Source organism: Enterobacter sp. Ap-1006 (genome assembly GCF_011752835.1).
GTDB lineage: Bacteria > Pseudomonadota > Gammaproteobacteria > Enterobacterales > Enterobacteriaceae > Cedecea.
Genome location: NZ_VWWU01000001.1, coordinates 848,163 through 861,952 on the forward strand (window position 1 = coordinate 848,163; position 13,790 = coordinate 861,952).

Here is a 13,790-nt window from a genome sequence, read left to right on the forward strand (position 1 = left end):
CGCTATGACATCATCGACGCCCACCGGGCAACAGTCATTAATGCTACAGATGACACAGCGTCTGCCGCTGTCCGACGCGCATTTTCGTCGGATATGCCAGTTGATCTATCAGCGCGCGGGTATCGTGCTGGCCGACCATAAACGGGACATGGTTTATAACCGTCTGGTTCGCCGCCTGCGTCTGCTGGGTCTGGATGATTTTGGCCGCTATTTAGGCATGCTGGAAGCTAACTCCAGCAGCGCCGAATGGCAGGCGTTTATCAACTCGCTGACCACTAACCTGACCGCTTTTTTTCGCGAAGGACACCATTTCCCTATCCTTGCGGAGCATGCCCGCAAACGCAGCGGGGACTATAAAGTCTGGAGTGCGGCGGCTTCGACCGGCGAAGAACCCTATTCCATCGCCATTACCCTGGCGGATGTGCTGGGGGGCGGCGCAGGACGCTGGAAGGTTTTTGCCAGCGATATCGACACTCAGGTGCTGGAGAAAGCCCAGAGCGGCGTTTATCGCCAGGAAGAGCTGAAAACGCTTTCGCCGGTACAGATGCAGCGCTATTTCATGCGCGGCACGGGGCCGCATGAGGGGCTGGTCCGGGTGCGCAGTGAACTGTCGAATCATATTGATTTTGCGCCGATCAACCTGCTGGACAAGCAGGCACCGGTACCGGGGCCATTTGACGCCATTTTTTGCCGCAATGTGATGATTTATTTCGATAAACCTACACAGCAGGCGATTTTGCAGCGCTTTGTTCCGCTGCTGAAACCCGGCGGGCTGCTGTTTGCCGGGCATTCGGAGAACTTCAGTAACCTCAGCCGTGACTTCTGGCTGCGTGGTCAGACGGTCTATGGCCTGAGTAAGGAAAGAACATGACGAAAATACGTGTCTTATCGGTCGATGACTCTGCGCTGATGCGGCAGATAATGACGGAAATTATCAACAGTCATAGCGATATGGAAATGGTTGCTACCGCCCCGGACCCGCTGGTGGCGCGCGATCTGATTAAAAAGTTCAATCCGGATGTGTTAACGCTGGATGTCGAAATGCCGCGAATGGACGGCCTCGACTTCCTGGAGAAGCTGATGCGCCTGCGGCCCATGCCGGTGGTGATGGTTTCTTCGCTGACCGGCAAAGGGTCGGAAGTGACGCTGCGCGCGCTGGAGCTGGGGGCTATCGACTTCGTGACCAAGCCGCAGTTGGGCATTCGCGAAGGGATGCTGGCCTACAGCGAAATGATTGCTGAAAAGGTGAGAACCGCCGCCAGGGCTAAGATTGCCGCACATGCGCCAGCCGCCGTGCCTGCGACGTTGAAGGCCGGGCCGCTGCTTAGCTCGGAAAAATTGATTGCCATTGGGGCTTCAACCGGCGGCACCGAAGCGATTCGCCATGTGCTGCAGCCGCTGCCGCTTTCCAGCCCGGCGCTGTTGATTACCCAGCATATGCCGCCGGGTTTCACCCGTTCGTTCGCCGAGCGGCTGAACAAGCTGTGCCAGATCAGCGTTAAAGAGGCCGAAGACGGCGAGCGCGTACTGCCGGGCCATGCCTATATCGCCCCGGGTGATAAGCACATGGAGCTGGCGCGCAGCGGTGCAAACTATCAAATCAAATTACATGACGGCCCACCCGTGAACCGGCATCGCCCGGCCGTGGATGTGCTGTTCCATTCGGTGGCGAAACACGCGGGGCGTAACGCCGTGGGCGTGATCCTCACCGGGATGGGTAATGACGGTGCCGCCGGGATGCTGGCGATGCACCAGGCAGGGGCGTGGACCATCGCCCAAAACGAAGCAAGTTGTGTGGTGTTCGGCATGCCGCGTGAGGCCATCAATTCCGGTGGCGTCAGCGAAGTGGTCGATTTAAGCCAGGTTAGCCAGCAGATGCTGGCGAAAATTAGTGCCGGACAGGCAATACGTATTTAACTGAAGGAGCCCGGATTTTATGGCGGACAAAGAACTCAAGTTTCTGGTCGTAGACGACTTTTCAACCATGCGCCGCATCGTGCGTAACCTGCTTAAAGAGCTGGGTTTTAATAACGTTGAAGAAGCGGAAGACGGCGTAGACGCGCTGAACAAACTGCAGGCCGGTGGTTTCGGCTTTGTGATTTCCGACTGGAACATGCCGAACATGGACGGTCTGGAGCTGCTGAAAACCATTCGTGCCGACGGCGCGATGTCAGCGATGCCGGTGCTGATGGTTACGGCAGAAGCCAAAAAAGAAAACATCATTGCAGCCGCACAGGCCGGGGCAAGCGGCTACGTCGTTAAGCCATTCACTGCGGCAACACTGGAAGAGAAACTGGGCAAAATTTTCGAAAAGCTCGGCATGTAAGGAGGCGCAAATGCACTCATCAACAAACCCGGCAACAGAGATACACGAGCATTCACCAACCGATATCATTGCACGTATCGGCAGCCTGACCCGCATGCTGCGCGACAGCCTGCGTGAGCTGGGGCTCGACCAGGCCATTGCTGAAGCGGCTGAAGCTATTCCTGATGCCCGCGATCGCCTGGACTATGTCGTGCAGATGACCGCGCAGGCCGCCGAGCGCGCCCTGAACTGCGTGGAGCTGTCTCAGCCTCACCAGAACCAGCTGGAAAGTGAAGCGAAAGCGTTGAGCGGCCGCTGGGATGCATGGTTTGAAAATCCGATCGAGCTGAAAGATGCGCGCGAACTGGTGACTGACACCCGCAGCTACCTGTCAGGCGTCCCGGAGCACACCAGCTTCACCAACGCCCAACTGCTGGAAATCATGATGGCGCAGGATTTCCAGGACCTTACCGGCCAGGTTATCAAGCGCATGATGGACGTTATCCAGGAGATCGAACGCCAGCTGTTGATGGTGCTGCTGGAAAACATGCCGGAGCCGGACGCCCGCGCCAAGCGCGTGAACGAAGGCTTGCTGAACGGCCCGCAGCTTGATGCTTCCGCCGCCGGCGTGGTGGCAAGTCAGGATCAGGTTGATGATTTGTTGGACAGCTTAGGCTTTTAAAATAGCGGCGGCCGCTCTCGCGTGCGTGGGGGAGGCCGCCCGTTAACGTCAAAATAAACGTACAAAAACGTTTGTAATTCCTCTATTAGCCCAACCGTGCTCTGGCATGCTGTCCTTGAAAATGCGGCCACGAGATTGTTGCGGTGTCTGAAGATAGCGATCAGGAAAAAACAGAAGCCCCCACGGCCCACCGACTTGAAAAGGCGCGTGAAGAGGGGCAGATCCCGCGTTCCCGTGAACTGACGTCCCTGCTGATGTTATTGGTAGGGCTGTGCATTATCTGGATGGGCGGGGCGTCGCTGGGCAAGATGCTCGGCGCCATGCTGTCTGATGGCCTGCACTTCGACCACAAAATCATCAACGACCCCAGCCTGATTGTGAATCAGATCAGCCATTTGATTAAGCTTGCCGTGATGGCGCTGCTGCCGCTGATCTCCGGCCTGGTTATTGTCGCGATAGCCGCGCCGATGCTGCTGGGGGGCGTGAACTTTAGCGCCAAGTCGATCAAGTTTAATCTCGGCAAGCTCAACCCGATTGCCGGCATTAAGCGGATGTTTTCCATGCAGACGGCAGCGGAGTTACTTAAGGCGCTGCTGAAAGCGGTGCTGGTGGGCTGCGTAGCCGCCTGGTATTTGTGGCACAACTGGCCGGCGATGATGCGCCTGATGAGTGAGTCCCCGGTTACTGCCCTTGCCAGTGCGCTCAACATGGTGGCGCTTTGCGCCCTGCTGGTGATTCTGGGGCTTATCCCGATGGTGGGATTTGACGTCTTCTTCCAGATTTACAGCCACATTAAAAAGTTACGCATGACTCGCCAGGATATTCGTGACGAGTACAAACAGAACGAGGGCGACCCGCACATTAAAGGGCGTATTCGCCAGCAGCAAAGAGCGATTGCGCGCCGCCGCATGATGGCCGATGTGCCAAAAGCTGACGTTATCGTGACCAACCCGACCCACTATGCGGTGGCTCTGCAGTACGACGAAAACAAAATGAGCGCGCCTAAAGTCCTGGCGAAAGGTGCCGGGCTGATCGCTCAGCGCATTAAAGAAATTGGCAATGAAAACCGCATCCCAATGCTGGAAGCCCCCCCGCTGGCGCGTGCGCTGTACCGACATGCGGAAATTGGGCAGCAGATCCCCGGCCAGCTTTATTCTGCCGTGGCGGAAGTGCTGGCCTGGGTCTGGCAGCTGCGCCGCTGGCGCGTGGCGGGCGGCTTAATTCCGAAGAAACCTGAAAATCTGCCGGTGCCTGAGGCGCTGGACTTTGCAAACGAGAAGGACTCCGATGGCTAATCTGGCTGCGATGTTGCGCCTGCCGGGCAACATGAAATCTGGGCAATGGCAAATTCTTGCGGGACCGGTACTGATCCTGCTGATTCTGTCGATGATGGTGCTGCCGCTGCCGCCGTTTGTCCTCGACCTGCTGTTTACCTTTAACATCGCGCTGTCGATCATGGTGCTGCTGGTGGCGATGTTCACCCAGCGCACGCTGGACTTCGCGGCGTTTCCGACCATTCTGCTGTTTACCACTTTGCTGCGCCTCGCGCTAAACGTGGCTTCTACCCGTATCATCCTGCTGGAAGGGCATACCGGTGCGGCGGCGGCGGGTAAAGTGGTTGAAGCCTTCGGCCACTTCCTGGTGGGCGGCAACTTCGCCATCGGTATCGTGGTGTTTATCATCCTCGTTATCATCAACTTTATGGTTATCACCAAGGGTGCAGGACGTATCGCCGAAGTCGGGGCGCGTTTTGTGCTGGACGGGATGCCAGGGAAACAGATGGCTATCGATGCCGATCTGAACGCCGGGATCATTGGTGAAGAGGAAGCGAAAAAACGCCGGTCTGAAGTGACCCAGGAAGCTGACTTTTACGGTTCAATGGACGGGGCGAGTAAGTTTGTGCGCGGCGACGCCGTGGCCGGGCTTATCATCATGGTGATTAACGTGGTGGGTGGCCTGATGGTCGGGGTTATCCAGCACGATATGGCGATGGGGGCGGCGGCACAGAGCTATACGCTGTTGACCATCGGTGACGGCCTGGTCGCCCAGATCCCGGCGCTGGTGATTTCCACCGCTGCGGGCGTGATTGTTACCCGCGTGGCGACCGATCAGGATGTCGGTGAACAGATGGTGACCCAGCTGTTCAACAACCCGCGCGTGATGCTGTTGGCCGCTGGCGTGCTGGGGCTGCTCGGGATGGTGCCGGGTATGCCGAACTTTGTGTTCCTGCTGTTTACCGCCGCACTGCTGGGCCTGGCCTGGTGGATGCGTGGCCGCCAGATGGCCGAGCCGGAAGCACCTCAGCCGGTGAAGATGCCGGAAAATAATCAGGCCGTGGAAGCGACCTGGAATGACGTGCAGCTGGAAGATCCGCTGGGCATGGAAGTGGGTTATCGCCTGATTCCGATGGTGGATTTCCAGCAGGACGGCGAGCTGCTGGGCCGTATTCGCAGTATTCGTAAAAAATTCGCCCAGGAGATGGGATTCCTGCCGCCGGTGGTGCATATTCGCGACAATATGGATCTGCCCCCTGCGCGCTACCGTATTTTGATGAAGGGCGTAGAAATTGGCAGCGGGGATGCCTACCCAGGCCGCTGGCTGGCGATTAACCCCGGCACCGCCGCAGGGACGTTACCGGGCGAGGCGACCATTGATCCGGCCTTTGGCCTGGCCGCCATCTGGATTGAGAGCGCGCTGAAAGAGCAGGCGCAAATTCAGGGCTTCACCGTGGTTGAAGCGAGTACCGTGGTGGCAACGCACCTGAACCACCTTATCGGACAGTTTGCGCCAGAGCTGTTTGGCCGCCAGGAAGCGCAGCAGCTGCTTGACCGCGTGACGCAGGAAATGCCTAAGCTGACGGAAGATCTTATCCCGGCGGTGGTGACGCTGACCACGCTGCATAAAGTGCTGCAAAACCTGCTTGAAGAGAAAGTGCCGATCCGCGATATGCGAACCATTCTGGAAACGCTGGCGGAGCATGCGCCTATTCAGAGCGACCCGCATGAGCTCACCGCCGTGGTTCGCGTGGCGCTGGGCAGGGCTATCACCCAGCAATGGTTCCCTGGCGCCGGTGAAGTGCAGGTTATCGGCCTGGATGCGTCTCTTGAGCGTCTGCTGCTGCAGGCGCTGCAGGGCGGGGGCGGCCTTGAGCCGGGGCTAGCGGATCGCCTGCTGGAACAGACTCAGGATGCGTTGCAGCGCCAGGAAATGCTGGGTGCACCACCGGTGCTGTTGGTGAACCATGCCCTGCGTCCGCTGTTGGCACGCTTCTTACGCAGAACGCTACCGCAGCTGGTTGTGCTTTCGAGCCTGGAGCTGTCCGACAACCGCAATATCCGCATGACGGCAACTATCGGAGCGAAATAAAGAATGAAAGCGTTACTTTTGATGCTGCTGGTGCCGTTTGGTGCCCTGGCGTTAGGTGAGGGCTCCTGGCAGGACAGCGGGATTGGCGTGACCCTCAGTAACCGGGGCGTAACGGCCTCGTCCCGGCCGTTGAAACCGATGCAGCCCGTCAGCGGCAGAATGACGCTGATTGCCTGGACTTACGTGCTGGATGGCCCGACGCCTGCGGGGCTGACCGTCAAACTTTGTTCGCCGACGAATTGCACCCCGCTTGAGGGTGAAAACGGCACCACGCGCGGGCTGACCAACACCGATGCAAATCAGCCGTTGCGCTTTGTCTGGGAAGTACCGGGCGGCGGTTCTATGTACCCGCCGCTGCGGGTGCGCAGTAATCAGGTCATCGTTAACTACGTGCAGTAAGTTTCTCTCTTCCCGGCCAGCGGGCTTCATCCGCTGGCCGACCTCTCGTTTTCCGCGTTAAACCCTTTTGTTTTATCAATCAGTGACTCATGCCCGGGGTCCCTTTGTGTTTTTGCCATTTGATGACCATTCTGTGTATGACGGAATATCTGCGCGGCTATTACTGAGTCGCTTAAAAAAGAAAACCCGGCACGGTGGCCGGGTTTTTGTTTGTATAGCTGAAGAATTACATACGTTCTACGGTGTTGATACCCAGCGTATCCAGACCCAGCTTCAGCGTTTTCGCGGTGAGCAACGCCAGCTTCAGGCGGCTGTTGCGGGTTGCTTCATCGGCGGCGCTGAGAATCGGGCAGTGCTCGTAGAAGCCGGAGAACAGGCCGGCAACATCGTACAGATAGGCACACATCACATGCGGCGTACCGTCGCGGGCAACCACATTCAGCGTCTCTTCAAACTGCAGCAGGCGGGCGGCCAGCTGAGCTTCACGGTCTTCGGTAATAACAACCTTCGCTTTCAGCAGTTCGGCTTCGTCGAGGTCGGCCTTACGGAACACGGACAGGACGCGGGTGTAGGCATACTGCATGTACGGCGCGGTGTTCCCTTCGAAGGCGAGCATGTTGTCCCAGTCGAAGATGTAGTCGGTGGTACGGCTCTTGGACAAGTCGGCGTACTTCACCGCTCCAATACCTACCGCTTTCGCCAGATTTTCCAGTTCGTCTGCAGGCATATCCGGGTTCTTCGCCGCAACCAGACCACGGGCGCGTTCCATTGCCTCATCCAGCAGGTCGGTCAGCTTCACGGTGCCGCCGGAGCGGGTTTTGAACGGCTTGCCGTCTTTGCCCAGCATCATGCCGAACATCTGGTGCTCCAGGGTGACGGACTCCGGCACGTAGCCAGCTTTACGCACGATGGTCCACGCCTGCATCAGGTGCTGGTGCTGGCGAGAGTCGATGAAGTAGAGCACGCGGTCGGCGTGCAGGGTTTCGTAGCGGTATTTGGCACAGGCGATGTCGGTGGTGGTGTAGAGGTAACCGCCATCTTTCTTCTGGATGATCACGCCCATCGGGTCGCCGTCTTTGTTCTTGAACTCGTCCAGGAACACCACGGTCGCGCCTTCGCTCTCTACCGCCAGACCTTTCTCTTTCAGATCCGCCACAATGCCAGGCAGCATTGGGTTGTAGAGGCTTTCGCCCATCACGTCATCGCGGGTCAGCGTCACGTTGAGGCGTTCGTAGGTTTTCTGGTTCTGGGTCATGGTGATGTCGACCAGCTTGCGCCACATCTCACGGCAGTATTCATCGCCGCCCTGCAGCTTTACCACGTAACCACGGGCGCGCTCGGCAAAAACTTCGTCTTCGTCGTAGTGTTTTTTGGCCGCGCGGTAAAACTCTTCCAGGTCGGCCAGCGCCATTTCGCCCGCGTTTTCCTGCTGCTGTTTTTCCAGGAACGCGATGAGCATGCCGAACTGAGTGCCCCAGTCGCCAACGTGGTTGGCACGGATGACCTTGTGGCCAAGAAACTCGAGGGTGCGCACGGCCGCGTCACCGATGATGGTGGAGCGAATGTGGCCCACGTGCATTTCTTTGGCAACGTTTGGCGCAGAGTAGTCGACGACGATAGTTTGCGGTTCAGACACGCTCACGCCAGCGCGATCGGACGCCACGGCCTCATCAATGTTTTTCGCCAGAAATGCCGGGTCGAGGAAAATGTTGATAAAGCCTGGGCCGGCAATCTCAACTTTGCTGGCGATCCCGGTCAGATCGAGGTTAGCGATGACCTTCTCTGCAACCTGTCGCGGCGGCATGCCCAGCGTTTTAGCAACGGACATCACGCCATTGGCCTGATAGTCGCCGAACTGGACTTTTGCTGACTGACGAACCTGCGGTTCGCAGTCCGCTGGCGCACCTGCAGCAATCAGCGCCTGGCTGACTTTTTCTGAGAGAAGAGACTGAATATTCACCGGGATACCTTACAATTTGTACTGGGCCGCCACGTCAAGGGCCGCCTAAAAATGAGGAAAGAAACAGGGCGTGAGTATAACGTTATTTACGCTCCGACGTCAGCAAAAGCCTCGCTAGCGGGCGGTGCAATTATTATTAACGGCGCAATGAATAACCATTCATCGGCATTTGGCCCTGGCGGGGAGTTGGCGGCCTGCCAGGAACAGGGTAGATTACGCGGTTTCTAAAAAAGAGGATGGCGGCATGGCACACTGGCAGACGGTAGATGAACTGCATGATATTTCGGCAGATCTGCCGAGATTTACAAAAGCGTTAACAGAACTTGCCACCCGACTTGGGCTGGAGATTGCGCCCCTGGATGCCGATCACATTTCTTTGCGCTGCCACCAGAACGTGACCGCCGAACGCTGGCGTACAGGGCTGGAAAAATGCGGCACGTTGCTGAGTGAAAATATTATCAATGGCCGCCCGATCTGCTTATTCAAGCTCGATGAGCCGGTGTGCGTCGAGCACTGGCGGTTTACGGTTGTGGAACTGCCCTGGCCCGGGGAAAAGCGTTACCCGCATGAAGGCTGGGAGCACATTGAGATTGTGCTGGCGGGCGAGCCAGAAACGCTTAACGCGCGGGCGCTGGACTTGTTGTCTGACGCCGGGCTGCGTGAAACGGGAATTTCGGTGAAAACCAGCTCCCCGAAAGGCGAGCGCGAAAGATTGCCCAATCCAACGCTTGCGGTCACCGACGGTAAAGTGACCATCAAATTCCACCCCTGGAGCATTGAGCAGATCGTCGCCAGCGAACAGGGTGACTGATTAGCGCTGCTGCACCGCAGTTTGCAGGCGGCTAAGGGCTTCGGCAAGGACAGCGGCCGTACAGCCAAAGTTGATGCGGACAAACTGTTGCTCGCCAAAATCGATGCCGGGAGAAAAGCCCAGCCCGGCGTTGAAAAAGAATTCCGCCGGGTTCTCTACGCCTAATCCGCTGGCATCAACCCAGCCTAGATAAGTGGCTTCCGGCGATATCATCGTTAAACCCGGCGTGGCATTCATGGCCTGAGTCAGCCGATCCCGGTTTGCGCGCAGATAAACCAGCAGCGCCTGCAGCCACGCCTCGCCGTCTCGCCATGCAGCTTCCGCCGCCGTCAGGGCAAGAATATCCACTTCCGGAACAATGCCTGCCCGCGCGGCTTTGAATTTGCGCCGCAGGTCAGGGTTGGGAATAACGGCCACCGAGGCGCCAAGCCCGGCAATATTAAAGGTTTTGGACGGGGATAGTAGCGTCACTGAACGCTGCGCTGCATCTTCACTTAAAGTCGCAAAGGGGATGTGCGTTACGCCGGGCTCCAGCAATAAGTCGCAGTGGATTTCGTCGGAACAGACAATTAACTCGTGCCGCTGCGCAAAGGCCAGATGCTGCTCTAGTTCGTGACGGCGGTAAACCGTGCCGCCAGGGTTCTGCGGGTTACACAGCATCAGCAGTTTTTCATTGCCGGTCATGCTGGCCGCTAATGCCTCAAGCTCAAGAGTCCAGCGCTTTTCTGTGAGCCTGAGCGGTGCGTTAATCTGCGTACGCCGGGCAAGTTCGGATGCTTTACGAAACGGCGGGTATATCGGCGTCGGGGCTATCGTCGATTCAGAGGCGGCGGTAAAGGCTCGAACGCAGAGATTCAGGCCGGAAACAACGCCAGGCAAAAAGACCAGCCATTCGGATTTGATGCGCCACTGATAGCGGCTGGCGAGTCTTTCGGTCAGAACATCTATCAGTTCATGCGGGCGTTTGCCGTAGCCAAATACGCCGTGTCGGACGCGTGCCTGAAGTGCCTCAAGGATGCAGGGCGGGGAGCGAAAATCCATGTCAGCAACCCACATGGGAAGCACGTTTTCAGCAAATTTATTCCACTTCGAACTGTCGCTGTGACGCCTGTCGATCCATTCATCAAAATTGAATGCCATAGTACGCTACCTTTTTGTGGACCTCATTTAAGATTATCATTCAGTGACGGGGACACAACCGGCGAACTGCAGGTTTTATCAGGAGTAATCAATGGCTTTACTTGAAATATGCTGTTATGGAATAGATTGTGCTGTTACTGCAGAACAGGCCGGCGCGGACAGAATTGAACTCTGCTCGGCGCCTAAAGAAGGTGGGCTGACGCCGTCCGCTGGCGTGCTGCGCCAGGTCAGGCAGAAGGTATCGATCCCGGTGCACCCGATTATTCGCCCGCGCGGCGGTGATTTTTGCTACACCGACGGCGAATTTGCCACCATGCTTGAAGATATTGCGTTTGTGCGTGAACTCGGTTTCCCCGGGCTTGTTATCGGGATGCTTGATGTAGACGGCAATATTGATTTACCGCGAATGGAGCAGGTCATGCAGGCCGCTGAGGGCATGGCGGTGACGTTCCACCGGGCTTTTGATATGTGCCAGCATCCGCTGCAGGCGTTTGAGCAACTGGCGGCGTTAGGGGTAGCAAGGATCCTGACTTCAGGGCAGCAGCAAACGGCCGAAACGGGAATCTCACTTCTTCGGGAACTAAAACAGCATTCCCGTGCTCCAATTATTATGGCTGGCGCAGGCGTGCGTCTGAGCAACCTCGATAAGTTTGTTGCCAACGGTATTGAGGAACTTCACAGCTCGGCAGGGCGTTCGGTGCCTTCTCCAATGCGCTATCGCAAAGCGGGCGTGTCGATGAGCGCCGACGCACAAGCCGATGAGTTTAATCGCTACTGCGTGGATGCAGACGTAGTAGCGGCCATGAAAAACGCGCTGGTGGACGCAAACCCGCCGCGCTGAAAGATTTCTACCGCGCATCATGTCGCCCAATATGATGCTTGCTCGTACCAGGCCCCGGCGTATTGCTGGGGCTTTTTTTATTTTGTAACCAGCGATGCGTCGCGTAACCTTTCCTTCACTTTTTGTACACATTGTTTAACTTCGTTTGCCAGTCACTTACGTTACAAAACACCCTGGGGTGAATAATCCTCTCCGACAACTATTTATGTTAGAGGGAATTAAAAATGAAAAAAATAACTGCAACTGTCATCCTGGCTCTGTCATCCGTCTTTGCATCTGCCGCTTTTGCCGCACCGCTGCCCGAAGTGCTTAACAGCAGCCCGGCAGGACAGGAGCAAATTGGCGTCGTGTCCATTCGTGGCGTATCCGGCAGCACTGATGATGCCATCAACCGACTGCAGGTAAAGGCCGAGAAAATCGGCGGCAGCAAAATTAACATTACTGGCCTGGGCACGCCGGGCGACTCCAGCCTGTGGAGTGGCACCGCACAGGTTTATCGCTAAGCGATGACGAAGATAAAAAACCCGGCAATCAGCGCCGGGTTTTTTGTTTGTGGGTTATGGCTTGCGGGCCACCAGAACGGCACGAAGCGGGGCGGGGTAACCTTCAATAGTTTTGCCGCTGTCATTTGGGTCGAGGAAATCGCCCAGCGATTCGGTGATCATCCACGACGTGCGGCGCTGTTCTTCCTGCGTGGTGACGCAGTGGTCGACAATTTTTACGTCGACAAAACCGCATTTCTCCAGCCAGTTTTTCAATGCCAGCGCGGACGGGATGTAGTAAACGTTGCGCATCTGAGCATAGCGCTCGCCCGGCACTAATACGGTATTTTCATCGCCTTCCACCACCAGCGTTTCCAGCACCAGTTCGCCTTCTTTGACCAGCTGATTCTTCAGCTGCCAGAGGTGATCCAGGGGCGAGCGGCGATGGTAAAGCACGCCCATCGAGAACACGGTATCAAAGGCGTTCAGCTCTGGAAGTTGCTCAATACCGAGCGGCAGAACGTGGGCGCGCTGATCGTTCCCAAGCAGCTTGCGCACCGCCTCGAACTGGCAAATAAACAGCTGCATCGGATCGATGCCAACCGCCAGCTGGGCGCCTGCGCCAATCATGCGCCACAGGTGATAGCCGCTGCCGCAGCCCACGTCGAGAATGGTACGCCCGGCAAGCGGCGAAATGTGCGGCAAGACGCGATCCCATTTAAGATCTGAGCGCCATTCGGTGTCGATATCTACGCCATACAGCGAATAGGGCCCTTTGCGCCAGGGCATCAGGTTGCGGAGCAGCTTTTCAATGCCAAGCTGCTGGCCTTCGCTCAGCGGCATGGCGGATTCAGCGGTGACGCTGTGCAGGAGATCGAGACGATGAGGCGTCATCTCCGGCAGATAGTTCACCGTGTTGTACCAGTGCTTGAACTGGCCATGCAGGGATTCACGCTGCCAGCTGGCAATTTGCGCGGGCAGGGTTTCCAGCCACGGGGCCAGGTGGTTTTTTGCAATCAGCTGATAAAAATTACCGAAATCAATCACGCGACTTCTCCGGATTTGACGGCTACCAGAGAGCCAAAGTTAAAGCACTGGAACCACAGTTCGGCGTGCTCAAAGCCCGCCTGTTTGAGGCGTTTTTTATGGGTTTCGACCGAGTCGGTCAGCATCACGTTTTCCAGCATGCTGCGCTTCTGGCTGATTTCCAGTTCGCTGTAGCCGTTGGCGCGCTTAAAGTCGTGGTGCATGTTAAACAGCAGCTCGCCGACTTCGGCATCTTCAAAGCTGAATTTTTCCGAAAGCACCAGTGCACCGCCCGGCCTCAGGCCCTGCCAGATTTTATTCAGCAACAGTTGACGGTCGTCGGGCTCGAGGAACTGCAGCGTGAAGTTCAGCACCACCATCGACGCATTTTCGATGGCAATATGGCGAATATCGCCTTCGATGACTTCAACGGGCGTTTGCGCTTTAAAGGCGTCAAGATGGCGGCGGCAGCGTTCGACCATGGCCGGGGAATTGTCGACGGCAATGATTTTGCAGTCATCATGATGAATGTTGCGTCGGACCGATAATGTTGCCGCGCCCAAAGAGCAGCCAAGGTCGTAAACCTGGCTGTGGGGCTGCACGAAGCGCTCCGCCAGCATGCCAATCATGGAGATGATATTGGAGTAACCTGGCACCGAGCGCTGGATCATATCGGGGAAGACTTCGGCTACCCGTTCATCAAAGGTCCAGTCGCCCAGTTTGGCTATCGGGGCGGAAAACAGCGTATCGCGGTCAGACATAACGTTAAATCCGGAAA

Annotated in this window: 14 protein-coding genes; 10 read left to right on the forward strand and 4 right to left on the reverse strand. The window is 57.0% G+C overall.

Annotated elements, in window-relative coordinates:
• The first annotated feature begins 4 nt into the window (after positions 1 to 4).
• From cheR to flhE, 7 genes are all read left to right on the forward strand, one after another.
• Complete coding sequence (gene cheR / locus F3J28_RS03960; protein WP_008453898.1) at positions 5 to 871, forward strand: protein-glutamate O-methyltransferase CheR; 867 nt, start codon at positions 5 to 7, stop codon at positions 869 to 871.
• On the forward strand, positions 868 to 1,917 hold the full coding sequence (locus F3J28_RS03965) for a protein-glutamate methylesterase/protein-glutamine glutaminase (protein ID WP_039294605.1): 1,050 nt from the start codon (positions 868 to 870) through the stop codon (positions 1,915 to 1,917). The genes cheR and F3J28_RS03965 overlap by 4 nt, the downstream gene beginning before the upstream one ends.
• A 19-nt stretch (positions 1,918 to 1,936) precedes the next feature.
• Positions 1,937 to 2,326, forward strand: coding sequence for a chemotaxis response regulator CheY (cheY, locus tag F3J28_RS03970; RefSeq protein WP_008453900.1), 390 nt, complete (start codon positions 1,937 to 1,939; stop codon positions 2,324 to 2,326).
• 10 nt (positions 2,327 to 2,336) lie between these two features.
• Positions 2,337 to 2,987, forward strand: coding sequence for a protein phosphatase CheZ (gene cheZ / locus F3J28_RS03975; protein ID WP_008453901.1), 651 nt, complete (start codon positions 2,337 to 2,339; stop codon positions 2,985 to 2,987).
• 143 nt (positions 2,988 to 3,130) lie between these two features.
• Positions 3,131 to 4,282, forward strand: a complete 1,152-nt coding sequence (flhB, locus tag F3J28_RS03980) for a flagellar biosynthesis protein FlhB (protein WP_008453902.1) — start codon at positions 3,131 to 3,133, stop codon at positions 4,280 to 4,282.
• Complete coding sequence (flhA, locus tag F3J28_RS03985) at positions 4,275 to 6,353, forward strand: flagellar biosynthesis protein FlhA (RefSeq protein ID WP_166872983.1); 2,079 nt, start codon at positions 4,275 to 4,277, stop codon at positions 6,351 to 6,353. Before flhB ends, flhA begins: the two co-directional genes overlap by 8 nt.
• A 3-nt stretch (positions 6,354 to 6,356) precedes the next feature.
• The gene (flhE, locus tag F3J28_RS03990) at positions 6,357 to 6,752 is read left to right on the forward strand and encodes a flagellar protein FlhE (protein ID WP_166872986.1); all 396 of its coding nucleotides are present in this window, start codon (positions 6,357 to 6,359) and stop codon (positions 6,750 to 6,752) included.
• Between the two features lie 226 nt (positions 6,753 to 6,978).
• On the opposite strand, the gene argS is transcribed toward flhE, so the two are convergent.
• Positions 6,979 to 8,712 (reverse strand): arginine--tRNA ligase, encoded by a 1,734-nt coding sequence (argS, locus tag F3J28_RS03995; protein WP_166872989.1) that lies wholly within the window; start codon positions 8,710 to 8,712, stop codon positions 6,979 to 6,981.
• A gap of 244 nt (positions 8,713 to 8,956) precedes the next feature.
• On the opposite strand from argS, the gene F3J28_RS04000 reads away from it, so the two are divergent.
• Complete coding sequence (locus F3J28_RS04000; protein WP_166872992.1) at positions 8,957 to 9,523, forward strand: VOC family protein; 567 nt, start codon at positions 8,957 to 8,959, stop codon at positions 9,521 to 9,523.
• Here F3J28_RS04000 and F3J28_RS04005 read toward each other — a convergent pair whose 3' ends face one another.
• Positions 9,524 to 10,663, reverse strand: a complete 1,140-nt coding sequence (locus F3J28_RS04005) for a MalY/PatB family protein (protein ID WP_166872994.1) — start codon at positions 10,661 to 10,663, stop codon at positions 9,524 to 9,526.
• 91 nt (positions 10,664 to 10,754) lie between these two features.
• Between F3J28_RS04005 and cutC the strand changes: the two genes are divergently transcribed.
• Complete coding sequence (cutC, locus tag F3J28_RS04010) at positions 10,755 to 11,504, forward strand: copper homeostasis protein CutC (RefSeq protein ID WP_166872997.1); 750 nt, start codon at positions 10,755 to 10,757, stop codon at positions 11,502 to 11,504.
• A gap of 224 nt (positions 11,505 to 11,728) precedes the next feature.
• On the forward strand, positions 11,729 to 12,007 hold the full coding sequence (locus tag F3J28_RS04015; RefSeq protein ID WP_008453915.1) for a YdgH/BhsA/McbA family protein: 279 nt from the start codon (positions 11,729 to 11,731) through the stop codon (positions 12,005 to 12,007).
• A 54-nt stretch (positions 12,008 to 12,061) separates the two neighbouring features.
• On the opposite strand, the gene cmoB is transcribed toward F3J28_RS04015, so the two are convergent.
• Entirely contained in the window at positions 12,062 to 13,033 is a 972-nt protein-coding gene (cmoB, locus tag F3J28_RS04020) for a tRNA 5-methoxyuridine(34)/uridine 5-oxyacetic acid(34) synthase CmoB (protein WP_166873000.1), read from the reverse strand.
• On the reverse strand, positions 13,030 to 13,773 hold the full coding sequence (gene cmoA, locus F3J28_RS04025) for a carboxy-S-adenosyl-L-methionine synthase CmoA (protein ID WP_166873002.1): 744 nt from the start codon (positions 13,771 to 13,773) through the stop codon (positions 13,030 to 13,032). The genes cmoB and cmoA overlap by 4 nt, the downstream gene beginning before the upstream one ends.
• Between the last annotated feature and the right edge of the window lie 17 nt (positions 13,774 to 13,790).